This window comes from Streptomyces sp. NBC_00016 (assembly GCF_045040885.1).
Lineage (GTDB): Bacteria > Actinomycetota > Actinomycetes > Streptomycetales > Streptomycetaceae > Streptomyces > Streptomyces coriariae.
In genome coordinates, this window is record NZ_CP108304.1 from 1,585,676 (window position 1) to 1,608,114 (window position 22,439).

Annotated in this window: 20 protein-coding genes; 9 read left to right on the forward strand and 11 right to left on the reverse strand. The window is 72.4% G+C overall.

All coding sequences use genetic code 11. The annotated features are described in order from the left end of the window. Positions 1-274: 274 nt before the first annotated feature. Positions 275-1,165, reverse strand: coding sequence for an NAD(P)H-binding protein (locus OG933_RS07145; protein WP_405625985.1), 891 nt, complete (start codon positions 1,163-1,165; stop codon positions 275-277). A 122-nt stretch (positions 1,166-1,287) separates the two neighbouring features. Here OG933_RS07145 and OG933_RS07150 point away from each other — a divergent pair, with 122 nt between their 5' ends. After that, positions 1,288-2,139 carry a LysR family transcriptional regulator gene (locus OG933_RS07150; protein ID WP_362266340.1) on the forward strand — a complete coding sequence of 284 codons (852 nt, stop codon included), beginning with the start codon at positions 1,288-1,290 and terminating at the stop codon, positions 2,137-2,139. Between the two features lie 2 nt (positions 2,140-2,141). Here OG933_RS07150 and OG933_RS07155 read toward each other — a convergent pair whose 3' ends face one another. From OG933_RS07155 to OG933_RS07170, 4 genes are all read right to left on the reverse strand, one after another. After that, positions 2,142-2,474 (reverse strand): DUF4440 domain-containing protein, encoded by a 333-nt coding sequence (locus OG933_RS07155; RefSeq protein ID WP_405633266.1) that lies wholly within the window; start codon positions 2,472-2,474, stop codon positions 2,142-2,144. A gap of 176 nt (positions 2,475-2,650) precedes the next feature. Further along, entirely contained in the window at positions 2,651-4,786 is a 2,136-nt protein-coding gene (locus tag OG933_RS07160) for an EAL domain-containing protein (RefSeq protein WP_362519246.1), read from the reverse strand. Then, positions 4,783-5,595, reverse strand: a complete 813-nt coding sequence (locus OG933_RS07165) for an SAM-dependent methyltransferase (RefSeq protein ID WP_020127538.1) — start codon at positions 5,593-5,595, stop codon at positions 4,783-4,785. Before OG933_RS07165 ends, OG933_RS07160 begins: the two co-directional genes overlap by 4 nt. Before the next feature lie 351 nt (positions 5,596-5,946). After that, a complete protein-coding gene (locus OG933_RS07170) occupies positions 5,947-6,924 on the reverse strand; it encodes an SCO0930 family lipoprotein (RefSeq protein WP_405625990.1) in 978 nt (325 codons plus the stop codon). 286 nt (positions 6,925-7,210) lie between these two features. Between OG933_RS07170 and OG933_RS07175 the strand changes: the two genes are divergently transcribed. The 3 genes from OG933_RS07175 to OG933_RS07185 all read left to right on the forward strand — a co-directional run bounded on the left by OG933_RS07175 (position 7,211) and on the right by OG933_RS07185 (position 9,407). Continuing rightward, on the forward strand, positions 7,211-7,846 hold the full coding sequence (locus tag OG933_RS07175; protein ID WP_362519241.1) for a hypothetical protein: 636 nt from the start codon (positions 7,211-7,213) through the stop codon (positions 7,844-7,846). A gap of 21 nt (positions 7,847-7,867) precedes the next feature. Then, positions 7,868-8,632, forward strand: a complete 765-nt coding sequence (locus tag OG933_RS07180) for a DUF4239 domain-containing protein (protein WP_078615579.1) — start codon at positions 7,868-7,870, stop codon at positions 8,630-8,632. A 238-nt stretch (positions 8,633-8,870) separates the two neighbouring features. After that, on the forward strand, positions 8,871-9,407 hold the full coding sequence (locus OG933_RS07185; protein ID WP_362519238.1) for a hypothetical protein: 537 nt from the start codon (positions 8,871-8,873) through the stop codon (positions 9,405-9,407). 109 nt (positions 9,408-9,516) lie between these two features. Here the strand turns inward: OG933_RS07185 and OG933_RS07190 are convergent, their stop codons facing one another. Next, on the reverse strand, positions 9,517-10,023 hold the full coding sequence (locus OG933_RS07190; RefSeq protein WP_020127532.1) for a hypothetical protein: 507 nt from the start codon (positions 10,021-10,023) through the stop codon (positions 9,517-9,519). A gap of 332 nt (positions 10,024-10,355) precedes the next feature. Between OG933_RS07190 and OG933_RS07195 the strand changes: the two genes are divergently transcribed. Further along, on the forward strand, positions 10,356-11,024 hold the full coding sequence (locus tag OG933_RS07195) for a class F sortase (protein ID WP_267023214.1): 669 nt from the start codon (positions 10,356-10,358) through the stop codon (positions 11,022-11,024). A gap of 34 nt (positions 11,025-11,058) precedes the next feature. On the opposite strand, the gene OG933_RS07200 is transcribed toward OG933_RS07195, so the two are convergent. Next, positions 11,059-11,898: a polysaccharide deacetylase family protein gene (locus tag OG933_RS07200; protein WP_362519232.1), complete on the reverse strand. Its 840-nt coding sequence runs from the start codon at positions 11,896-11,898 to the stop codon at positions 11,059-11,061. Between the two features lie 115 nt (positions 11,899-12,013). Next, positions 12,014-15,280: a bifunctional lysylphosphatidylglycerol synthetase/lysine--tRNA ligase LysX gene (gene lysX, locus OG933_RS07205; RefSeq protein ID WP_405625994.1), complete on the reverse strand. Its 3,267-nt coding sequence runs from the start codon at positions 15,278-15,280 to the stop codon at positions 12,014-12,016. A gap of 87 nt (positions 15,281-15,367) precedes the next feature. On the opposite strand from lysX, the gene OG933_RS07210 reads away from it, so the two are divergent. Continuing rightward, positions 15,368-15,841, forward strand: coding sequence for a universal stress protein (locus OG933_RS07210; protein WP_142267281.1), 474 nt, complete (start codon positions 15,368-15,370; stop codon positions 15,839-15,841). A gap of 33 nt (positions 15,842-15,874) precedes the next feature. Here OG933_RS07210 and OG933_RS07215 read toward each other — a convergent pair whose 3' ends face one another. Then, positions 15,875-17,026 (reverse strand): CapA family protein, encoded by a 1,152-nt coding sequence (locus OG933_RS07215; RefSeq protein ID WP_362519225.1) that lies wholly within the window; start codon positions 17,024-17,026, stop codon positions 15,875-15,877. Between the two features lie 222 nt (positions 17,027-17,248). Here OG933_RS07215 and OG933_RS07220 point away from each other — a divergent pair, with 222 nt between their 5' ends. The 3 genes from OG933_RS07220 to OG933_RS07230 all read left to right on the forward strand — a co-directional run bounded on the left by OG933_RS07220 (position 17,249) and on the right by OG933_RS07230 (position 19,276). Then, positions 17,249-17,800 carry a sigma-70 family RNA polymerase sigma factor gene (locus tag OG933_RS07220; protein ID WP_054241199.1) on the forward strand — a complete coding sequence of 184 codons (552 nt, stop codon included), beginning with the start codon at positions 17,249-17,251 and terminating at the stop codon, positions 17,798-17,800. Between the two features lie 156 nt (positions 17,801-17,956). Continuing rightward, positions 17,957-18,472, forward strand: a complete 516-nt coding sequence (locus OG933_RS07225) for a hypothetical protein (RefSeq protein ID WP_362519221.1) — start codon at positions 17,957-17,959, stop codon at positions 18,470-18,472. Positions 18,473-18,613: 141 nt separating this feature from the next. Beyond that, complete coding sequence (locus tag OG933_RS07230) at positions 18,614-19,276, forward strand: zf-HC2 domain-containing protein (protein ID WP_054241201.1); 663 nt, start codon at positions 18,614-18,616, stop codon at positions 19,274-19,276. Between the two features lie 135 nt (positions 19,277-19,411). On the opposite strand, the gene OG933_RS07235 is transcribed toward OG933_RS07230, so the two are convergent. Then, positions 19,412-20,275 (reverse strand): DNA-formamidopyrimidine glycosylase family protein, encoded by an 864-nt coding sequence (locus tag OG933_RS07235; protein WP_362519218.1) that lies wholly within the window; start codon positions 20,273-20,275, stop codon positions 19,412-19,414. 31 nt (positions 20,276-20,306) lie between these two features. Continuing rightward, complete coding sequence (locus OG933_RS07240) at positions 20,307-22,397, reverse strand: SpoIIE family protein phosphatase (RefSeq protein ID WP_405626001.1); 2,091 nt, start codon at positions 22,395-22,397, stop codon at positions 20,307-20,309. Positions 22,398-22,439: the final 42 nt, after the last annotated feature.

Consider the following 22,439-nt stretch of genomic DNA (forward strand, 5'->3'; position numbering starts at 1 on the left):
GCCGGCACCCGCAGGCCGACCCCACCCCGGGCCGACACCGGGCGGGGCGCACCCGTGGGCCGCCAGACGCAAGGCCGACGCCTGCCGGGACCGGCACCTGCCGGCCGATGTTCACGAGCCGGTGCCGCCGAGCGGGCGCCAACACGGCAGCACCTGCCAAGCCGGCCTCCGCCGGGCCACCCCTGCGAGGCGATGCCCTCGGGCCGACACCGGTGAGGCAGCAGCCGTGGGGCGCGGCGGCGGGCGGTCAGCCGTGGGGCGCGGCGGCGGGCGGTCAGCCGTGGGCGGCCGGCTTCAGGACCTCCTCGCACCACTGGCGGAAGCTCGTGGGCGCGGTGTCGGGGGTGCTGGGCCGGGTGGCGCCGTAGAAGCCCTGGGTGTTCTGGGCGTGCATCATGTCGGCCACACCCTGTGCCCAGGCCTCCGTGGCGCCGAAGCCCGTCAGCCTCGCCTTCAGGTCGGCGACGGTGATCTGCCGGACCCGTACGGGCCGGTCCAGCACCTCGGAGACGACCCGGGCCATGCCCTCGGGGCTGAGGGCGTCGGGGCCCACCAGCGGAACGTCCGCGTATCCGGTCCAGGAGTCGTCCAGGAGCAGCCGGGCCGCCTCGGCGGCGACGTCCCGGACGGCGCAGGTGCGCACCACGCGATCCTGCGCGAGCGCCTCCGACCACACACCCTCGGCGCGGATCGAGGCCGTCTGGCGGAGCAGGTTCTCCATCAACGACGGCGGACACAGTGCCCGGTAGTGCACGCCGGTGGCGGCGATCGCCTCGTCCATGGACAGGGAGGCCGAGATCTGCCCGGCGTTCTCGGCGGCGCCCCGGCCCAGGGTCGAGACGGCCACCACCCGCTCGACGCCCCGGCCCTCGATCAGCTCGCACAGCGGATCGGTGAAGGCACGGAAGTGGCCCTCGACGCTGTCCGCCCCGGGCGTCGGGGGCACCAGCCAGAAGATCCGGTCGGCGCCCTCGCACGCCTCCTTCAGGACAGCGGGGTCGGCGTGGGACCCCTGGACGACCTCGACGCGTTCGCGGGTCTGCGGGGAGAGCCGGGCGGGGTCGCGGACGATCACCCGGACCGGTGAGGCGCCGTCGCCGGCGTCGAGCACCCGGGCCAGGACCTCGCGGCCGATCTGGCCGGTCGGAGTGGTGATGACGATCATGAACTGCTCCAGAGCTCGCGGTGGTCGGTATGCGTCGAGCCTGCTGCCCCGCGCGTCGGAACTGAAGGATCGATCGGCTCGCGGTTGTTACCCTCAGAGCAATACCGATCGGAGGGCCGCCCATGGAGTCCCGCCCGCTGCGCTACTTCGTCGCCGTCGCCGAGGAACTCAACTTCGCCCGCGCCGCCGACCGGCTGGGCATCTCGCCGCCGCCGCTGTCCCGGGCGATCCGCCAGTTGGAGACGGAGCTGGGGGCGGTCCTGTTCGAGCGGACCACGCACAGCGTGTCGCTGACCCCGGCGGGCGAAGTCCTGCTGGTGGAGGCCCGGTTCGCGCTCGCCGCGCTGGAGGCCGCGGGGCGACGGGCCCGGCGGGCCGCGGCCCCCGAGCCCAAGCTGGCGCTGGCCGTGAAGGCCGACGGGGACGCCGGGCTGCTGGAGGGGATCCTCGCCCGGTACGCGTCCGATCCCGCGGCGGTGCCGGTCGCCGTCCGGCTGTGCGCCTGGCACGAGCAGTCCCGGCTGCTGTGCCGGGGCGAGGCCGATGTGGCCCTGGTCTACGAGCCGTACGACCGCACCGGCCTGGACACGGAGGACCTGGCCGCCGAGCCGCGCGTCGCCGCCCTCGCCGTGAGTCATCCGCTCGCCGCCCGGGCCGCGTTGCGCCTCGCCGACCTGGGGCTGCGCCCGGACGAGGCGCACCGCTACATCGACGAGGTACGCGGCAGGGGCCAGGACCTCGCCCAGCTCCTCACGCTGGTGGGCCTCGGCGAGGTCGTCGCCCTGCTGCCCGCGTCCGTCGCCGACCGCTATCCCCGGCCGGGCGTCGTCTACCGCCCGGTCCTGGACGCGCCTCCCGCCGTCCTGGCCATCGCGTGGCCCCAGCAGTCCCGTTCGCAGGCCGCGGCGGCGCTGGTGCGGGCCGCCGTCTCCGTGGCCGAGGAAGCCCGCGAACGCGAGCGGGAGGCGGGCTGACGCTACGCGGCCTCGGGCGGGACCGGGGTCCCCTGGTGGTAGTACATCCGCCAGCCCGTCTCCTCGCTGCGCTTGCGCCACAGTGAGCTGCGCCGGGCATGCCGGCCGTCGAAGTCCGTCTCGTAGGTGAGGTGGATCAGACCGGGGGCCAGGAAGACGCCCTCGATCGCCGACGGCCGGTAGCGGGGGCCGCTCCGCGAGCTGCCCGGGTGCTCGGGCAGCCAGGCCAGCATGTCCTCGTACGTGTAGCGGCGGCCCGAGGAGCCGACCTCGACGAACTCGGGGTCGAGCAGCCGCTCGAAGAGGGCCCGGGAGGCGCGCACGGCGGGGTCCATCAGGGCCAGCTCACCGGCGATCGCCTCGCCCACGCCGTCGTTCGCACCCTCGCCCACGCCGTCGTCCGCGTCGCAGTACAGGCCGTCGTCCGCGGCGCGGTACACGTCGTCGTCCTCGTGGGTCACCCGGCCATCTTCGTGGGTGACCCCCGCACTCCCGCAACCGGGTTGTCCGCTCACCCCGTCGCGTCCACCAGGGCCAGCTCGTGGAGCCGGTCCGGCGGGCCCGGGCGGGCGTAGTACCAGCCCTGGGCCGTGTCGCAGCCCAGTATCCGCAGCTGCTCGGCCTGCGCGCCGGTCTCCACGCCCTCCACCGTGACCGCGAGGTTCAGGCTGTGGGCGAGCGTGACGATCCCCTCGACGATCTTGAGGTCGACGGGGTCCGCCGGGAACTGCTGCATGCCCTGGGTGAAGGAGCGGTCCAGCTTGAGCACGCTCACCGGGAGCCGCCGCAGGTTGGCCAGGTTGGAGTAGCCGGTGCCGAAGTCGTCCAGGGCGATGTCGACGCCCATCTCGGCGAGCCGGCGCAGCGGCTTGAGCAGGTCGTCGTCGGCGCCGATCAACGCCGACTCCGTGACCTCCAGGCACAGGGCCTCCGGTGCGACACCCGCGCGTTCCAGGATGTCGACGGTGTCCTGCACCAGACCGGGATGGGTGAGCTGGCACGGGGAGAGGTTGACGTTGATCCGCAGGGGATCGGTGTCGCCGCCCCGCTCCCGCCACTCGCCGGCCTGACGGACCGACTCCTCCAGGACCCAGCGGCCCAGCGGCACGATCAGCCCGGTGTGCTCGGCGAGCGGGATGAACCGGTCGGGGCCGAGCACCCCGTGCTGCGGATGCAGCCAGCGCACCAGGGCCTCCGCGCCGCGCACACTGCCGTCACCGAGGTGGACGAGCGGCTGGTACTCGATGAAGAACTCGCCGCGGTCGAGGGCCGCCGGCAGCGCGGTGGTCAGGCCGTGGCGGGTGATCGCGCGGGCGTCGGCCTCCGGGTCGGCGAGCTCGAAGCGGTTGCCGCCCGCCGACTTGGCCCGGTACATGGTGATGTCGGCGCTGCGCAGCACCTCCGCCGCGCTGCGCTCCCCCGCCGGCCCCTCGACGATGCCGATGCTGCCGCGCACGGTCAGCTCCCGGCCGTCGATACGCACCGGCGCGATCAGGGCGTTCATGATGCGCGCGGCCAGGTCGTCGACCTCACGGCGGGTGTCGGGGCCAGTGGTCAGCGCCACGAACTCGTCGCCGCCGAGGCGCGCGACCATCTCGCCGGGCGCGGTGGCGCAGGACTGGAGCCGGTCGGCGACCTCGACCAGCAGCCGGTCGCCGGCCGCGTGCCCGAGACTGTCGTTGATGGTCTTGAAGCCGTCCAGGTCGAGGTAGCACAGCCCGAAGCGCTGCCCCGCGCCGGCGCCGAGCGCCTTCTCCAGGCGTTCGAAGAACAGGGTGCGGTTGGGCAGGCCGGTGAGCGCGTCGTGGGTGGCCTCGTAGCGCAGCCGCAGGTTGAGCAGCCGGCGCTCGGTGGTGTCCTCCATCAGGGCCAGCGAGTACTGCGGTGCGCCGTCCGCGTCACGCAGCAGGGAGACCGTCAGGTTGGTCCACAGGGCCGTTCCGTCGGGGCGGCTGAACGCCTTCTCGGTGTGGTAGTGCTCCCGTTCGCCGCGGACCAGCTCGTCGTACAGCTTCCAGGTCTGGGGCGCGTCCTCGGGATGCGTCAGGTCCTGGACCTTGCGGTCGCGCAGGGACTGCTCCGAGCCGCCGAACATGCGCAGCAGGGCCCCGTTGACCTGGAGGACGTTGCCTTCCAGGTCGGCGATGCCGATTCCTATCGCGGCCCCCTCGAAGACCGCGCGGAAGCGGGCCTCGCTCGCGTGCAGCGCCTGCGCGACCACGCCCTGGGCCCGCAACGCGGCCTGGGCGATGGCCTCCTGCTCGGCGAGCGTGCGCTCGCGCAGCGCCTGCGCGTAACCGGCCGCCATGGCGTGCTGGAGCCTGGCTGCGCGGGCCCGCAGATCCTCCTGGGGGCCGTCCTCGCCGCAGTAGAGCACCAGATAGGCGTCGACACAGTCGAGGGAGCGGCTGAGCGCCTCGGGGTCGGTGCAGTGCGCGTCGACGAGCGCGGCGCCGACCGCCTTGCCCGTTTCGGCATCGAAGGCACGCTCCAGCAGTGCGCCGCGCAACCGCCGTGCCAGCGGGAGGAGTTGCTCCTCCAGTTCGGACCGGGTCAGCGACGTCGAGGTCACCGGGAACACCGACCGGCTCCAGATCGTCGCGAACCGCCGCAGTCTGTCCTCCGGCCCGTCCGGCTCGGCGGTCACGCCGTACGCCCCACGCCGGCGAAACCGGAGAGGGCCCATGGGTCCTCGTCCTCCGGCGCCGTGTCCGGCCGCCAGTGCGGCATCGGCACCAGTCCGGGTTCCACCATGTCGTACCCCTCGAAGAACCGCGCGATCTCGTCACGCGAGCGCATGATCAGCGGGTTGCGGATGTCCTTGTACACGTCCACCGCGCCCCCGGCCCGCTCCGGAGGCAGTGGGATTCCCTCGTACGAGGCATGGGTGAGCAGGAGCAGACTGCCGGGCGCGAGCGCCGCGGTGAGTTCGGCCACCGCCGCGAACGGGTCGTCCGCGTCCTCCACGAAATGCAGTACGGCGACGAGCAGCAGCGCCACCGGCCGGTCCAGGTCGATCAGTTGCGCGACCTGCGGACTGTTCAGGATCTCCTGCGGCTTGCGCAGATCGGCGGCCACGACATCGGCGTCGGCGTTGCCGGCCAGCACCGCCTCGCTGTGCGCGACGGCCACCGGGTCGTGGTCGACGTAGACCACGCGGGCCCCGGGGCTCACCGCCTGGGCGACCTCGTGCACATTGCCGAAGGTGGGGATGCCGGAGCCGATGTCGAGGAACTGGGTGACGCCCTCGTCGGCCGCGTAGCGCACGGCACGGCGCATGAACGCCCGGTTCGCCTGGCTGATCTTCGGAAGTCCCGGCAGGAACTCCATGGCCTTGCGGGCTGCTTCCCGGTCGACCTCGAAGTTGTGCGAGCCGCCCAGGTAGTGGTCGTAGATCCGCGAGACGCTGGGCACCGAGATGTCGATGCTCCGAGGGGCCCAGGCGGGTCGCTCCATCTATCTCTCCAAGGCGTAGGCGATCCGGTGTTCGAGCTGAGGCTACTGATCGCCCGCCAAAGGGGCGAGTGGAAACGGAAATTGACCGTCCGTTCCCGGTCACTGCCTGCGGCACGTGCCGAATCGACGCGCCCCGAAGGGCTACTTGAGGTGCCCGGCTCGTTCCGGAGAGTTCCGGAGCGGTCCGTGGGGCGGCGAAAGTCTACGCACAGGAAGCGGCGGCCGGACAAGCACGAGGGACCGGCGGAACGCAAAGCACAACGGTCCGCCCCCTCCGTGCGGCGCGGAGGGGGCGGACCAACGGTCGTGCGCGGTGGGGCAGCTGCGGGATCGGCCCTGGGGAGGCGATCTCTACTGCTCCGGCGCTCCGACCAGCTTTCCGTTCGGCGCGACGGCGTACCACGTACCGCCCACGCCCTGGCCGTTGATGTCGCCGGGCGACTTGTCACCGGAGAAGGTGTAGATCGGCGAGCAGTTGATCGTCTGCTGCTTGGTGCCGTCGGACCGGGTGAAGTTCATGTAGCCCTTCTCCTGGATGCCCTCGGTCTCGTTGAAGGCGACCGGCGCGACGGCCGGCCACTTCTCGAGGCAGGCACCGTTGCAGTTCGAGACCGGCTCGGGCCAGGCCTTGTCCTTCAGGAAGCGGTAGACCGTCATGCCGTTCTTGTCGACGACGATCTCACCGAGGTTGGCGTCCTTGCGGACGGACAGCCCGGCCAGCTCGGTGCCGGACTCGGCGGACGAGCCGGAGGCCTTGGCCTTCTTGCCCTCGGGGGTGAGCGCGAACCACTTGTTGCCCACGCCCTGACCGGTGGTGTCACCGGCCTTGGCGTCCTTGGCGTAGTAGTAGGCGGGCCAGCCGGCGACGGTCAGCTGCTTGGTGCCGTCGGTGCGGGTGACCTCGCCCAGCAGCGACTTGTCGATGCCGTCGCCTGCGGCGATGTCATCGGCGGAGACCGGCGGCCAGGCGGTCGCGCAGTCGCCGTCACAGTTCGACTTCGGGGGTTCCGCGGTGTCCGCGTCGAAGCGGTAGAGAGTCTTGCCGGTGCCGTCGGTGAGGATCTTGCCGAGTTCGTCGTTCGCCGCGACAGCCAGCTCGGCCGCGCTGCCCTGCGCGTCGGCTCCTCCGGTCGCACTGGCGCTCGCACCGGAACCGACCCCACTGCCGACGCCGCTGCCCACGCCGACGCCCGCGATGCCACCGGCCGGGGCCGTGGCCCCGACGTTCTGGCTCGACGACGTGCCGCTCTCAGAACCGCACGCCGTCGTCAGCGCCAGCACGGCCACAGCACTCGCCGCAAGTGAGGCGCTCCGCCAGGTGGTCTTCATCGTCAACAACTCCCCGATCGTCACAAGGTGTTGCAGCGCCCTGCTGCGCCGCCGCACGGCACTGAGTACGCATGGTGACGGTCGTTGTGTTCAAACACGGCACAAAAAACTTTCCGGGACCTGTGACACCGGCCCCGGCGGACCCCTCCGGATCGCACAGGCGCACGGCGAGCCGGATGCGCGAACGTACCGTCCGGCAAACCCGTGGACGTGAACTTCCCCCGTTCGGGGCAATCCCCACCGGGCGTGGGCGTGGGCAGGTACGGGACGCCGCATGATCTCGGTCGTGCATGGACCCGAACCGACCCGATCCGCCCTCGTCATCAGGACCCTGGCCCTGGTGACCGCGGCCTGGATCCTCGCGGCCGCCCCGGCCGGGGTGGCCGCGGCCGACGCGTGCGCGTACGCCTCGACCGGCCCGGACGGCATCGAGGCGGTGGCGGTCGCGGGGAGTCACTCATGGCCGACTCCCCCGGTGTGCCCGGAACCGACGCCGACGCCCACCCCGACCCCCACACCGCCGAAGCCGAAGCCGCCGCCCGAGCCGACGCCGAGCCCCACCCCGACACCCACACCGACACCCACACCGAAGCCGACGCCCCCGCCGCCACCGCCTCCCGGGCCGCCGGCGCCGGAGCCCCGGCCCAGGCCGATGGCGCCCGCGCCGCCCCGGCCCGCGGCACCGCCCCCGCGGCAGGCCCCCACACCCCCGCCGCCACCGCCACCGGCTCCGGCCCCCGAGCCGACACCGGCCGCCGAGCCGAAGCCCACGCCACGCCCGTCCGCGACCCCGGTGAGCTACCCGGCGTACCACGCCTCGCCGCGGCAGCGGCCCGTCCGCCGCGGCCAGTCGCCGGTCACCTACGTCCTGCTCATCACCGTGCCCGCGGTGATCGCCGTCGCCGCGCTGCGACCGCGTTAGCGCCGACCCTGGAGGCATCTCTTGCCGGAATGGCTTGTTCTCACCCTCGCGATGCTCGCCGCCTGCGCGGTGGTGGTCGTCATCACCCTCCTACGGCACCGCAGGGCGCCCGAGGACGAGGACCCCTCCGAGACCCCGGACGTCATCGAGTACATGACGATGTGGATCGGCGTGGTGTACGCCATCGTCCTGGGCCTCGCCATCGCCGGCGTCTGGGAGGCGCGCAGTGTGGCCCAGGACCACGTCCAGGCGGAGGCGCAGGCACTCCACGAGATCTCGGAGCGGGTACGCGTCTACCCGGCCGACGCCCGTGACCGTATTCGGGAGGATGTCAACGCCTATGTCGGACACGTCGTCACCACCGAGTGGAAGTCGATGGCCGACGACGGCGAGGTGACCGAGCGCGGCGACGAACTCCTCCAGCGGATCCGGGTGGACGTCACCGACTACGAGCCGACGTCCGACTTCCAGGCGCAGGCCTACCAGCCGCTGATCGACCAGATGGCCGCCGCGGACCAGGCACGCAACGCCCGGGCCGAGTCGACCGGGGCGACCATGCCGGGCGTGGTGTGGTTCGGGCTGCTGGCCGGGGCCGCCATCACCATCGGCATGGTGTTCGCGCTGCAGATCCGGCGTACCACCCGCGAACTGGTGCTGGCCGGGCTGTTCTCCGCGCTGATCGCCTTTCTGCTCTTCCTCATCTGGGACTTCGACGCGCCCTACAGCCGGGGCATCACCGCGTCGGCGGAACCGTTCCTCCATCTGTTCCCCGGCGTCGAGGGCTGACGTCCGCTCACCTCGCGCTCCCGCGACCGGGGGACGGCGGCAGAAGACGGCCGCCACGCCGCGGCCGTCCCCCGGTTGCCGCAGCGGCGTCCCCTGAGCGGCCCACACGCTTGCCCCATTCGCGCGACTGCGATCGCGGGAGCGCACACATGTTCCTAGCGTTTCGGTCATCGAGGTGCATTTTTGACGCAAGCGGAAAAAGTTCCGCAGCTGCTCCTCGGGGACCGGAGGATCCACCATGCGCGCGATACGCGTCGCTTCGGCCGCACTGTTGGGCGTCGCCGCCCTGACCTTCTCCGCACCGGTCGCCGTCGCGAGCGACGACGACAACCACTACGTCATGTCCAACGGCTACAGCGTGCTGCCCTCGACGATCGCGGCGGGCGGGCAGGTCACCGTTCAGGTGGACCGCAACGCCAGTGGCTGCCGGAGCTCCGTGACGGTCTCCTCGGGGGTCTTCGACGCGGTCGTCATCCCCCGGGGCTCGTCGTCCGCCGTGGTCACGGTCGACTGGGACGCCAGGGCGGGCGCCTCCTACCGGGTGACGTTCGCCTGCGGCGGCATCAGCGCCGTCAAGGAGTTGACGATCGCCGGCGGCCGTCCGGTCGATCCCCCGGCGCCCTACCCGGTCCCGCGGGGCGTGCACGCCGGTGAGGGCGGCACCGTCGCCGGGTTCGACCTGAAGGAGATCGGGCTGGGCGCCGCGCTCATCGTGGGCTCGGTCGGTACCGCGTACTGCTTCTCACGGCGCCGCGCCGCCGAGGACGGCGGCTGACGGCTCGCCCCGACGGCTCCGCCGTGCGCGGGCCTTCGCCCCGGATCCCAGCGGGACCGGGGCGAAGGCCCGCGTCACGTGCGAGGTGCGATCCCCTTCGGGGCGGGCCTCAGACGCGGCGCTCGGCGCGGCGGCGCATCCAGAACAGACCACCCCCGACCAGGGCCGCCGCGACGAGACCGCCGCCGATGGCCATGTCGGTCGGGGTGGCGCCGGTGGTGGTGCTGCCGCCGAGACCGCCGCGGACACCGCCGATGACGGTGAAGGCGGCCGGGCGGGTCAGGGTCCGGCCCGAGCAGTTGACGGTGATGTCGTAGGTGCCGGGTCGGGCGTTGTCGTTGATGGTCGCCGTCCCCTTGGCGGTCTGGTTGGCGCCGTTGATCGGCGTCAGGTTGGCCTGCGGGAACGCCGCCGAGGTCATGGTGCCGCCGCCGGGGCAGCCGTCGACGGTGACCGTCATCTGGCCCCCGCGGGCGATGACGGCGGGCAGGGCCACGATGTTGCTCGGGTTGGCGCCCATGCCGTCGCGTGCGACGGCGGCCGGGGCGCTGACGCCGAGAGAGGCGACCGCGGCGGCCGAGACCACCGAGGCCGCCAGAAAACGAGTGATGCGCATGTGATCCTCCGCGGAAGGCGCCCCGGGGCCCGTCCCCGGCATGTCGGCGAGAAAGCACCTCCCGAAATGACCCTCAGATGCCGTGCACGCGCCCGCATTTCGGGAATGGTCCGTCCTGGTGAGAGGACACGCCGAGCGAAATGCACACAATCGGATATTGCCGCAGGTCACGGACCGTCAGAAAATTCCTTCCGTCGGCAACTCGGATGGCTCACCGAAAGGCATCGGGCCACCCGTTCGCTGCTGCCCCGTCGCCGGTTCCCGCCCGGGGACTTAGCGTTCTCGTATGCGCGAAGGGACGCGGTGACGGCCGCGTCGAAAGGGGATGGCGAATGTCTGCGTACGAGCTGTCCGAGGTGGCGGAGGAAGAGGAGCGGCGGCGCAGGCGCGCCCCATGGGGCGTGATAGCGCTTGTACTGCTGACCGGTCTCGCGCTCATCCGGAACGGGTCGGGAGAGTTCGACATCGGCCCGCCGCAGCCCGCCTCCGCGGCGGCCGCGGACGGCCGCACCGCCGGTGCCTTCGGCCGGACCCCGGCAGCGCTGCCGTACGCCGTGCCGGACCGGGTCCGGATCCCCGCCATCCGGGTGGACGCGCCGGTGACGTCGGTAGGCCTGGACGCGGACGGCTGGGTCGGCGCGCCGCCGCCGGAGGACCCGAATCTGGCCGGCTGGTTCACCGGTGGCGTCTCGCCCGGCGAGAAGGGGACCGCGGTCGTCGTCGGCCATGTCGACAACAAACTGGGCCCCGCCGTCTTCTACGGTCTCGGGGCCCTGAAGAAGGGAAATCGCGTCGAGGTGTCGCGAGGGGACGGAAAGACGGCGGTCTTCGAGATCTACGGCATCGAGGTCTTCGAGAAGAACAACTTCCCCGGCGACCGTGTCTACGCCTCCAAGGGCTCCCCCGAATTGCGGGTCATCACCTGCGGCGGCGGTTTCTCCAAGGCGAACGGATACGACGGGAACGTGGTCGCCTTCGCCCGCCTGGCCGAGGTCCGCTGAGCGGACACCGGCCGGGCGGGCGGGGGGGCTCGCGTCAGGTGTACCGCCGGTGCGGGACGGTGATGTGATAGCCGGAGTCCAGCAGCTGCGGCAGATAGCTGCGCAGGGCCCGCACGCTCTGCGAGCGGTCGCCCCCGGCGTCGTGCGAGAGCACCACGACGCCGGGTGCGGCGCCCTTCTCGACCCGTTGGACGATGGTGCCGGTGCCGGGGGAGGTCCAGTCGAGGGTGTCGACCGTCCAGGCGAGCGGCTCCATGCCCAGTTCGGCGCCGAGTTGGAAGGCGGCACGGTTCCAGGCGCCGTAGGGGGCGCGGAACCAGCGGGGCGGCTCCCCGTAGCCCTCCTCGATGACGTCGCTGGTACGGGACATCTCGGAGCGGATCTGACGGCGGGTGAGGCCGGTCAGCAGGGGGTGGGACCAGGTGTGGTTGCCGACGACATGGCCCTCGTCGGCCATCCGTCCCAGCAGATCCTGGTTGTCTGCGGCCATCTCCCCGCACACGAAGAACATCGCGCGGACGTCGTAGTGGGCCAGGGTGTCGAGGATGCCGGGGGTGTAGCGGGGGTCGGGTCCGTCGTCGAAGGTCAGCACCATGGTGCGGCCGCGGCCGGTCATCCTCAGCAGCGGTTCGTGGCGCACCGGGGTGCGGCCGGGGGCGGTGCGCGGGGGGCCGTAGCCGGTCAGCGGCTGGAGGCGGTAGGCGGAGGGCTTCAGCGGCAGGCTCTGCGCCGGGGCGCCCGCGGCGGGGGCGGCGGCCCGGACCGGCTTCCCGTCCTCGCCCCCCAGGAACACTCCGGCCGTGCCGACCGCTCCGACGGCGGCGGCGCCGGCGACCAACGCCCGGCGGCGCGTGAACAACTGATCCTTCTTCATGCAGTCATCAGTCGCCCGGCGGGCCCCCGACCCACCACACCGGCACCGGACCGGCGGCACGATTCCACCCGCCCGGCGCAGTCACGGTCGGTCCGAACAGTTGAAGGGGGCCGGGTCAGCGGTGTCGTACCAGCGGGAACGGCAGGGTCTCGCGGATCGTGAGACCGGTGAGGAACATGACCAGGCGGTCGACGCCGATGCCGAGGCCACCGGTCGGGGGCATCGCGTACTCGAGGGCGTCGAGGAAGTCCTCGTCGAGTTCCATCGCCTCCGGGTCACCGCCGGCGGCGAGCAGGGACTGCTCGGTGAGGCGGCGGCGTTGTTCGACCGGGTCGGTCAACTCGGAGTAGGCGGTGCCGAGTTCGGTGCCGAAGGCGACGAGGTCCCAGCGTTCGGCGAGCCGTGGGTCGGTGCGGTGCTGCCGGGTGAGCGGGGAGACGTCGGTGGGGAAGTCCTTGTAGAAGGTCGGGAGTTGGGTCCTCTCCTCGACCAGGCGTTCGTACATCTCCAGCACGACGTCGCCCCGGCCGTCGTCGGGTGTGTACGGGACCGCGGCCCGGTCGCAGTGCCGGTGCAGGACGGCCAGCGGGGTGTCGGCGTCGATCGGCTCGCCGAGCGCCTCGGAGATCGCGCCGTGGACCGTCCGGACCGGCCACTGACCCGAGATGTCGTACTCCTGTCCGTCCTTGCGGGCGACCGGCGAGCCGAAGGCGGCCGTGGCCGCGCCCTGGATCAGCTCGCGGACCAGGTCGAGCATCACGTCGTAGTCGGCGTACGCCTGGTAGGCCTCCAGCATCGTGAACTCGGGGTTGTGCTTGTACGAGACGCCCTCGTTGCGGAAGGTGCGGCCCATCTCGAAGACCTTCTCCAGGCCGCCGACGCACAGCCGCTTGAGGTACAGCTCGGGGGCGATGCGCAGATAGAGGTCGAGGTCGTAGGCGTTGATGTGGGTGGTGAAGGGGCGGGCGTTGGCGCCGCCGTGGATCTGTTGGAGCATCGGGGTCTCGACCTCGAGGTAGCCGCGCTCCAACAGGCCCTGGCGCAGCGCCTGTACGGCGTGCGAGCGGGCGCGGACGACATCGCGGGCGGCCGGGCTCGCGACCAGGTCGAGGTAGCGCATGCGGACCTTGGCCTCGGGGTCGGTGAGGCCGCGGCGCTTGTCGGGCAGGGGCCGCAGGCACTTGGCGGTGAGCTGCCAGGAGGTGACGAAGACGGTGGGCTCGCCCTGGTCGCTCGTCCCGGCCGTGCCCGTGACGACGATGTGGTCGCCGAGGTCGGTGTCGGACCTGAAGGAACCGAGTGCCTCGTGGGTGAGGGCGAGCTGGTGGTCGGCCGACCAGTCGCGCAGCGTCACGAAGACGATGCCGCCGAAGTCGCGTACCCGCATGATCCGGCCGGCGACGGTGACCGTCTCCCCCGTACGGATCCCGGCGAGGGTGTGGGTGCGGAGCGGGACGCCGACCGGGTAGGGGTCGATGCCCTTGGCGCGCAGCCGGTCGAGCTTGCGGTGCCGGACGCGGACCTGCTCGGGCAGGCCCGCGTCCGCACCGGTGTCCCCGGCCTCGTCCCCTCCGTCGAGGCCGAGCGCCGCCAGTGGCGGCAGGCCCTCGGTGGTGGCGGGGCGCGGCCCGCCCTTGGCGTTGCGGTTGCCCCAGAGCTTGCGCAGCGAGGGCACGGAGACGAAGCCCTCGGCGATACCGGAGGCGAGGCCCACCCGGGCGAGGGAGCCGGCGTCGGCGTAGCAGAGGAAGCGGGGGTACCACTCGGGGTGGTACTTGGCGTTGGAGCGGTAGAGGGCCTCCAGCTGCCACCACTTGGAGAAGAACAGCAGCAGCCGGCGCCACAGCCGCAGCACCGGTCCGGCGCCGATGCGGGCGCCCTCCTCGAAGGCCGAGCGGAAGACGGCGAAGTTGAGGGAGATCCGGCGCACGCCGAGCTTCGGGGCGGCGGCGCACAGGTCGGCGATCATGAACTCCATGACGCCGTTGGGGGCGGAGCGGTCGCGGCGCATGAGGTCGAGGGAGATGCCGTCGCGGCCCCAGGGGACGAAGGAGAGCAGGGCGAGGAGGCGGCCGTCGTCGTCCAGGGCCTCCACGAGGAGGCAGTCGCCGTCGGCGGGGTCGCCGAGGCGGTCCAGGGCCATGGAGAAGCCGCGTTCGGTCTCGGTGTCGCGCCAGGCGTCGGCCCGGCCCACCACCTCCCCCATCTCCTGCTCGGTGAGGGTGCGGTGGCGGCGGACCCGGCAGGAGGCGCCGGTGCGGCGCACCCGGTTCACGGCCTGCCGGGTGACCCGCATCTCGCGGCCGCCGAGGTCGAAGGAGGCGACCGGCAGGATCGCCTCGTCGCCGAGCTGGAGGGCACCGAGCCCGGCGCGGGCGAAGGCCTTCGCGCCGTCCTCGGAGGCGCCCATGACCGCGGGCGCCCAGGCGTGCAGGCGGGCGGCGTCCAGCCAGGCGGCGATGGCGTGCGGCCAGGCCTCGCGGTCGCCGACGGGGTCGCCGCTGGCGAGGCAGACACCGGCCTCGACGCGGTAGGTGACGGCGGCCTTGCCGCTGGGTGAGAAGACGACGGCCTTGTCGCGCCGGGTGGCGAAGTAGCCCAGGGAGTCCTGGTCGCCGTAGGCCTTGAGCAAGGCCCGGATGCGGGCCTCCTCGTCGCCGTGCAGGGCCGCTTCCATCCGCTGGGAGCGGAAGAGGGTGGCGGCGGCGTTCAGGAGGGCGACGGCGCCGAAGAGGCCGAGGAGGAAGAAGAGGGGGCGGGGCGGGCGGCCGTCGAAGGAGCGGGTGGAGACCAGGCCGCCCAGGACCCGGTTGGCGGCCCATCCGAAGCGCTGGCTCGCCGGCAGGGTGCCGGGGAACAGTTCCACCAGGCCCCAGCCCGCGAGGATCGCCAGGACCAGCCCGACGAGCAGCACGGCGAGCGCCCGCCGGACCGCCGCGCGGCGGGAGGCGGCGTAGAACTCGCCGCGGGCGACAACGAGGAGGATCAACGCGAGCGCGCACACCACCAGGGACGGGACGGACTGCCCGTACAGGCCGACGGCCACGCCGAGGATGTCGGTGAGGACGAGCAGGCCGAGGTAGACGACGACCAGCCACCAGGCGACCTTCTTGCGGGCGGCGGTGGCGGCGGCCAGCAGGAAGAGGAAGACGGCGTAGGCGAGGTTGGCGCTGACCGGGACGATCAGCAGGTCCAGGAAGCGGACGACCGGGCGCAGCAGGCGGCGCAACGGCGGGATCAGGGCCAGCAGGACGCAGAGCAGCCCGAGGGCGCCGAAGAAGGTCGCGAAGCCTTCGGGCACCCGGCCGAGGACCCGCCCGGCGGGCCGCCGTGCCGGGCCCGGGGTGTCCGCGGCCGTGGCGGTCCGCACGGTGGCACTCATGTTCCGACTCTAGGAACACCCGGCCCGCAGTGCCCGTCGAGCGGCCCGCGCACCGGCCGGACCTGCGGCTTCCGATAGCCTCTGGCCGTGACGGAACAGCACTCGCAGCAGCCCGCGCACCAGTTCGAGCGGGGCACGGACGGACCCAAGGTCATCCTCGTCGGGGTGGACGGCTCCGACTCCTCCCTACGGGCCGCGGCCTACGCCGGCGGGCTGGCCCGTCGCCAGCACGCGCTGCTGGCCGTGGTGTACGTGCAGCCGGTGCTGGTGGCGGGCGCGGCGCTCGGGGTGCCGGTCGCGGAGACGACCGACGAGATCGCCGAGGACCTGGTCGCGCAGATCCGGGAGGCCACCGAGCGCACCCGGGGGATATTCGACGTGCGGTGGGAGTTCCACACCTTCCGCGGCGACCCCTACGGCGGCCTGGTGAAGGCGGCGGACCGGCTCAAGGCGGACGCGGTGGTGGTGGGTGCCTCCGAACAGGCCGGCCACCGGATCGTGGGGTCCGTCGCGGTGCGGCTGGTGAAGGCGGGGCGGTGGCCGGTGACGGTGGTGCCGTAGCCCCCGGCCACTCCGTGAGTGCCTACGGCCGGCTCACTTCCCCATCACCAGCCCGTCCTTCGCCGCGCCCCGGCCGAGGACGACCGCCCTGATCCGGTCGCGTACCCCTTCGACGCCCGCGCCCTGGGCGAGGGCCTTGTCGAGGTCGACCACCCGGCCGGCGTCGATGTCGAACAGCTGCGGTACGAACTCGGCCTTGCGCACCTCCCAGCGGCCACCGGGCCTGGGGGGCGGGGCGAAGGTGAAGCGGGCGACGGTGGACTGGTTGCCGCGCGCGTCCTGGACGCCCTGGTGGTTGAACATCTCGCCCGCGATCTGGTCGCCCATGCCGTAGACGACCCAGGTGCCGTTGACCTTCTCGTAGGCCTGCGGGACGTGCGCGTGCGTCCCGAGGATCAGGTCGATGTCGGGACGGCCGCCCGTGCGGGAGGCCGTGAGGGTGCGGGCGAGGGTGAGCTGGCGGTCGTCCGGTGCGTCCTGCCATTCGGTGCCCCAGTGCACGGAGACGACGACCACGTCGGCGCCCGCCTTCCGGGCGGCCTTGGCGTCGGCGAGGATCCGGTTCTCGTCGAGGAGGCTGACGGTCCAGGGCTGTCCCGGCGGGACGGGGTGACCGTTGGTGTCGTAGGTGTAGGCGAGGTGGGCGACCTTCGCCGGGCCCGCGCGCAGCAGCGTGACCGAGTTGCCCTCGGCCTCGGTGCGGGCGGTGCCCGCGTGCCGTACGCCGGCGGCGTCGAGCGCGTCGAGGGTGCGCTGTACGCCGGCGGCGCCGTCGTCGAGGCTGTGGTTGGAGGCGGTGGAGCAGCCGTCGTAGCCGGTGGCGGCCAGGGCCCCGGCGATCTCCGGCGGGGACTTGAAGTCCGGGTAGCCGGTGTAGACACCGTTCGCGCCGTACACGGTCTCCATGTGACACAGCGCCAGATCGGCGCCGGAGACGACGGGTTTGATGCCCGCGAGCATCGGGCGGAAGTCGTAGCCGGTGCCCCCGGCGTCGAAGCGGGCGCGGTCGATGACGGTGGTGTGCGGGAGGATGTCGCCGGAGGCGACGAGCGTGAAGCCGCGGGCGGCGGCCGGCGCCGGGCGGCCGGGCCGCTCGGCCGGCCCGTGGTCGTGGGCCTGGCAGGCGGCGGCCGAGGCGAGGACGGCCGTCAGGGCCAGGGCCACCTGGTGTCTGCGGGCGATCACCGGTTCACCCCACTTCCCATGAATTGTCATATTTACCCATGTGTCAGTACTAATCCATGAGGGGCGGCGGTCCGCCCCGGCACTCCCTTCGTCCAGGGCCGATGCCCGCGATCGGCGTAGCCCGGACCGTTCGTCGAACCGTTCGTCGACGCGATCGACCGTCCGCCGCAGATCCGTGTGCGTGCACTGTCCCGAACCGGCGCACTGCGGTGCCATACGCCCATGACCGCCGGAACCACCCTCACCGCCCGGACGACGACCGCCGAGCACGAGCTCGCCGCACTCCAGCGCGAGCACGGCAGGCCGCTCTTCGCGCTGCTGCTGAGGCTGTGCGACGGCGACCGCCAGCGCGCCGAGGACCTCGTCCAGGAGACCCTGGTACGCGCCTGGCAGCATCCCGAGGCCCTGCGCGCCGACGCCTTCGACTCCGTACGGCCCTGGCTGCTCACCGTCGGCCGGCGGCTCGCGATCGACGCGCGGCGGGCCCGGCAGGCGCGACCCGCGGAGGTCGGGGACGCGGTGCTGGAGAACGCGTCACCCGTCTGTGCCGACCACGCCGAGCGGGCGGCCGCCACCCTCGATGTGCGCGAGGCTGTGAAGACACTCACTCCGGAGCACCGTGAAGTCCTGGTGCTGGTGTATTTCCAGGGGGCCAGTGTGGCGGAGGCCGCCGAAGCCCTCGGAATTCCGCCCGGTACCGTGAAGTCCCGCGCGTACTACGCGCTGCGCGCCCTGCGCCGGGTGCTTCCGGGATACGCGGCCGACCTGCGCTGAAACCCACGACTGGGTCAAGCCTCCGTAAAGCGCCTTGCCGAGGACCCCCTTTGAGTAATCGGGTGTCCTTATCCGTGTTCCGGATGGAGCCCGGTGACCGGGTCCCCAGCGTCCCGGCAACGGGCGAGCGCAAGCACCGGAGGAAGGCAGGAAGGGATGCTGCACAGAGGTCACCAGAGCACGGACGGCACCGGCGGCGGTGAACTCACCGTCCCCATGGCCTGGTTGTATGCCGAGTACATCGCCGACGAACTGCTGCGGACCGGCGATCTCATGCCGCCGACGTCCTTCGAGTTCCGCGCCGGGCGCGACGCCCTGGCGCTCACCATCTTCCTGTCCGACACCGACGGCGAACTGCCCGGCATCCGGGTCGTCACTCAGCTGGAGACCTGGCTTTCGCTCACGGCGTACGACCAGCCGTGGCAGGACTGGGTCGACGAACGTATGTCTCAACTGAAGGCCGAGGCAGCGAAGTCGGACGGACCGGCTCCCGACCTCGACCTGGCGGCCGCCGCCTGGCGCTGGCTGGAGGAGACGGAGCTGCTCGCTCTCGATCTCAACGCGGTTCCCGGCGGTGCGCCGGTGGTCGGCGAGGACGAGGGACCCAAGGTCTGGACACCCGCCTGGCAGCTCGGACTGCCCCTCGGCCACCTGGCGATTCATCTTTTTTAGATTCGCACCAATCCGCGGGCCGGACCGCTCCGAACATCTGGGTCACGATTCGGTACGTGGCTTGAGTGATTCGGCGGCCGGGTGCGTACCGGTGGGAGCAAGGAGTAACCCCACTGGCACTCAAAGGCACGAGGTTTCGGCATGAGGTCCCTGGAAAGGCATCGCGACGTCGGCGCGTACGCGCTCGGCGTGCTGGACGAAGCGGAAGCCTTCCGCTTCGAGGACCACCTCATGGAGTGTCCTCAGTGTGCGGCGCAGGTCACCGAATTCGGCCCCACCGCACGGCAGATGATGCTCTACCGGCGCGCCACCCCGCGCGCCGTGCACCCCTTCGCCGGACCCGGCCCGCAGCTGCTGGACCGGCTGCTCGCCGAGGTGGCGACCCGCCACCGGGCCGTGCGCCGGCGGGTGCTGTACGCCGTGGCCGCCTCGGTGGTGGTCGCCCTGGCCGGCCCCGTGATCGCGATGATGGCGGGCAGCGCGAGCGGCGAGGGCGAGAGCGCCGTACGGGTCACCGCGACGGACGAGAAGTCCGGGGTGTGGGCGCAGGTCACCACCGAGAACGAGGCGTGGGGCAGCCATGTGGAGCTCGAGGTCAAGGACGGGGCGGGCCCCCGCTCCTGCCGGCTGATCGCCGTCGGCCTCGACGGCTCCGAGCAGACGGTCACCAGCTGGAACGTCCCCAAGCACGACGCCCGCCCCAACACCATGCAGGGTGCCGCGGCCTGGCACCCCGACGAGATCGCCCGCTACGAGCTGCGCACGTCGGCCGGGGAGCACCTGGTGACGCTCGAGGCCCACTGACGCCGACACGAAGTGAGTTCAGGTCACTTCGGTGTCGACGCGGGTCTCGGCGGAAGAGGACGGGACGGGTTCGGGCCGGTACCGTCCGGCCGACGGGCCGGCTCGACGGCTGGCCGACCGGCCGACCGGCCGGGGCTACTTCAGCAGCCGGGACATCCTCCGGTCCGCCAGCGGTTTGCCGCCCGTCTGGCAGGTGGGGCAGTACTGGAGCGAGGAATCGCTGAAGGACACCTCCCGGATGGTGTCGCCGCAGACCGGGCAGGGTTCGCCGGTGCGGCCGTGGACGCGCAGACCGCTCTTCTTCTCGGCCTTCAGACGGCCCGCCGCCAGGCCCCGTGAGCGCTCGACCGCCTCCGTGAGCGTGCCGCGCAGGGCCTCGTAGAGGGTGTGGGTCTCCTCCGGCGTCAGGCCGGCCGCCAGCTTGAACGGGGACATCCTCGCCACGTGCAGGATCTCGTCGCTGTAGGCGTTGCCGACGCCCGCGATCAGGCTCTGGTCGCGCAGGGCGCCCTTCAACTGGCGTCGCTCACCGGCGAGGAGCGCGGCGAAGCGGGCCTCGTCGAAGTCGGCGGCGAGCGGGTCGGGGCCGAGCCGGGCCACGCCGGGGACCTGCTGCGGATCGGGAACGACGTACACCGCGAGCCGCTTCTGGGTGCCGGCCTCCGTCAGGTCGAAGCCCGCCCCTGTCTCCAGGGCGACCCGCAGGGCCAGAGGGCCCTTGCCGGGGCGGGGCGGACCGTCCGGGAGCTTGTCCTTCCAGTGCAGCCAGCCCGCGCGGGCGAGGTGCGTGACGAAGTGCGGGCCGTCACCGGTCGCCAGGTCGAGGAACTTGCCGTGCCGGTGCACGGCGGTGACCTCACGGCCCTCTACGGCGGTGACGGGCGGGTCGTACGTCTTCAGCACGCTGATCGCGACGGGCAGCACGCGGACGATCTCGTGGCCGACGAGATGTTCGGCCAGGAAGTCCTTGAGCGCTTCGACCTCGGGGAGTTCCGGCATACGTCCAGAGTGCCATCCGGAACCGGAGCGCTCAGGTCCGTTCCGCCACCACGAACTCGCACCACACGCACTTGCCGCCGCCCCGCGCCTCCACGCCCCATGCGTCGGTCAGCAGGTCCACCAGCAGCAGGCCCCGCCCGGAGACCCCCGACTCGCCCGCCTCACGGCGGCGCGGGAGGGCGCTGGAGGAGTCCTCCACCTCGACGCGCAACCGGTGTTCGGTGCCGGTGAGCACCCGCAGGGTGACGATCGCGGCGCCCTCGGTGTGCATGAGCGCGTTGGTGATCAGTTCGTCGGCGACCAGTTCGATCTCGTCGGAGCGGTCCCGGGCGCCCCAGGTGCGGACGGCCGCGCGGATCATGTGCCGGGCCTCGCTCAGGGCCTCCGGGTCGCCGGAGGCCACATGCTGCTGGAGCCGGCTGCCGGCCTGGTGGCCGTCGGGGCCGCGCCGGCGCAGCAGGAGCAGGGCCACGTCGTCGTCCCCGCCGCGCTCCTCGGCGACCTCGATGAGCTGGTCGGCCAGTTTCCGGACGTCCGCGGGGCCCGCGGCGATCAGCGCGGCGAGGGCCCGCATGCCGTCGTCGAGGTCCGTGCCGGGCTGCTCGACCAGCCCGTCGGTGCACAGCAGCAGGGTGTGGCCGGGGTCGAGCTCCACGGTGCCGACCGGGTACTCGAGGCTGCCGAACTCGGCGGACAGACCGAGCGGCAGCCCGCCGGGCACCGGGACGCGTCGGCAGGTCCCGTCGAGGCCGCGCAGCAGGGGGTCGATGTGCCCGGCGCGGACCACCTGGACGACCCCGGTGGAGAGGTCTGCCTCCGCGTACAGACAGGTGGCGAAGCGGTCGGTGTCGAGCTCGTGCAGGAAGACCGAGGCACGGGCCATCACGGTGGCCGGGGTGTGGCCCTCGGCCGCGTAGGCCTTCAGGACGATGCGCAGCTGGCCCATGACGGCGGCGGCGTGCGTGTCGTGGCCCTGGACGTCGCCGATGACGGCGCCGACCCGGCCGCCGGGCAACGGGATCAGGTCGTACCAGTCGCCCCCGATGTCCCGGCCCAGGGAGCCGCCGATGGTGGCGGCGCGGTAGCGGACGGCGACGTCGGCGCCCGGCACGCTGGGGATGGTGCGCGGCAGCATGGCCTGCTGGAGGCCCTGCGCGATGTCCTTCTCCTGTTCGTAGAACATCGCGCGCTGAAGGCTCTGCGCGATGCTGCTGCCGAGGGCGACGAGTATGTTGCGGTCCTCCTGCGTGAAGCCCCGGCGGTCGCTGTAGAGCAGGCCCATCGCACCGATCGGGCGGGCCTGCACGATGAGCGGCAGATAGGCCGCCGAGGTGATCTGCAGGTCGGTGAGGTGCGGCCACAGCACGGGGTAGCCGCCCGCGAACTCCTCCGGCGACTCGATGAAGCGCGGGGTGAGGGTGCGCACCACCTCGCTCATCGGATAGGGCTCGTCGAGGCGGGTGACCAGCGTGCCGGGCACGAAGCTGCCCTCCGGCCCCTCGGCGATCAGCCGGATCCGGCCGGCCTCGACCAGCCCCATGACGAGGCTGGTCGCACCGAGGTGGGTGAGGCCGTGGGTGTCCTTGAGGACGTCGATCACGTCGCGCACGGTGCGGGCGTGCGCCAGGGCCGCCGTGGTGAGCTGGACGACGTTGGTCTGCTCGCGGCGCGCGTCGTCGAGGGCGGCGTCGTCGCGGCGGGCGGCGAGATCGCTGAGTTCGTCGGTCGCGTCCCGCACGATGCCCACGATGCGACGCGGCCGGCCGGTACCGTCGCGCCGGATGTAGCCCTGGGTGTGGGTCCAGCGCAGGGTGCCGTCACGCAACCGCATACGGAAGTAGGCGCCGTAGTTCTCGCTGCCGTCCTTGATGGCCTGGGCGACCAGTTCGTCCAGGCGGATGCCCTCGGCCGGCGGGACCCGGACGGCGAGGGTGCCGGGATCGCCGTCGTACTCGTCGGGGCGCAGGTCGAAGATCTCGTGGGCCCGGGCGTCCATGTGGAACTGCCCCGAGTCCAGGTCCCAGTCGAAACTGCCCATGCGGTTGAGCGCCAGGATCGGATCCGGGTGGGCGGGCCAGTCGTCCGGGAGGGACAGGGCGGCGCTCGCTCCCCGATCAACCATGGGGCCACCTTGCCAGGGTTTGTCCGATTCTTCGACCGGGGA

Excerpts from the sequence above, each read along its gene's own strand:
- OG933_RS07145 (WP_405625985.1), bottom strand. The coding sequence starts at position 1,165 with ATGATCGTCATCACCACTCCGACCGGCCAGATCGGCCGCGAGGTCCTG.
- OG933_RS07150 (WP_362266340.1), top strand. The coding sequence starts at position 1,288 with ATGGAGTCCCGCCCGCTGCGCTACTTCGTCGCCGTCGCCGAGGAACTC.
- OG933_RS07155 (WP_405633266.1), bottom strand. The coding sequence starts at position 2,474 with ATGGACCCCGCCGTGCGCGCCTCCCGGGCCCTCTTCGAGCGGCTGCTC.
- OG933_RS07165 (WP_020127538.1), bottom strand. The coding sequence starts at position 5,595 with ATGGAGCGACCCGCCTGGGCCCCTCGGAGCATCGACATCTCGGTGCCC.
- OG933_RS07170 (WP_405625990.1), bottom strand. The coding sequence starts at position 6,924 with ATGAAGACCACCTGGCGGAGCGCCTCACTTGCGGCGAGTGCTGTGGCC.
- OG933_RS07185 (WP_362519238.1), top strand. The coding sequence starts at position 8,871 with ATGCGCGCGATACGCGTCGCTTCGGCCGCACTGTTGGGCGTCGCCGCC.
- OG933_RS07190 (WP_020127532.1), bottom strand. The coding sequence starts at position 10,023 with ATGCGCATCACTCGTTTTCTGGCGGCCTCGGTGGTCTCGGCCGCCGCG.
- OG933_RS07195 (WP_267023214.1), top strand. The coding sequence starts at position 10,356 with ATGTCTGCGTACGAGCTGTCCGAGGTGGCGGAGGAAGAGGAGCGGCGG.
- OG933_RS07200 (WP_362519232.1), bottom strand. The coding sequence starts at position 11,898 with ATGAAGAAGGATCAGTTGTTCACGCGCCGCCGGGCGTTGGTCGCCGGC.
- lysX (WP_405625994.1), bottom strand. The coding sequence starts at position 15,280 with ATGAGTGCCACCGTGCGGACCGCCACGGCCGCGGACACCCCGGGCCCG.
- OG933_RS07220 (WP_054241199.1), top strand. The coding sequence starts at position 17,249 with ATGACCGCCGGAACCACCCTCACCGCCCGGACGACGACCGCCGAGCAC.
- OG933_RS07225 (WP_362519221.1), top strand. The coding sequence starts at position 17,957 with ATGCTGCACAGAGGTCACCAGAGCACGGACGGCACCGGCGGCGGTGAA.
- OG933_RS07230 (WP_054241201.1), top strand. The coding sequence starts at position 18,614 with ATGAGGTCCCTGGAAAGGCATCGCGACGTCGGCGCGTACGCGCTCGGC.
- OG933_RS07235 (WP_362519218.1), bottom strand. The coding sequence starts at position 20,275 with ATGCCGGAACTCCCCGAGGTCGAAGCGCTCAAGGACTTCCTGGCCGAA.
- OG933_RS07240 (WP_405626001.1), bottom strand. The coding sequence starts at position 22,397 with ATGGTTGATCGGGGAGCGAGCGCCGCCCTGTCCCTCCCGGACGACTGG.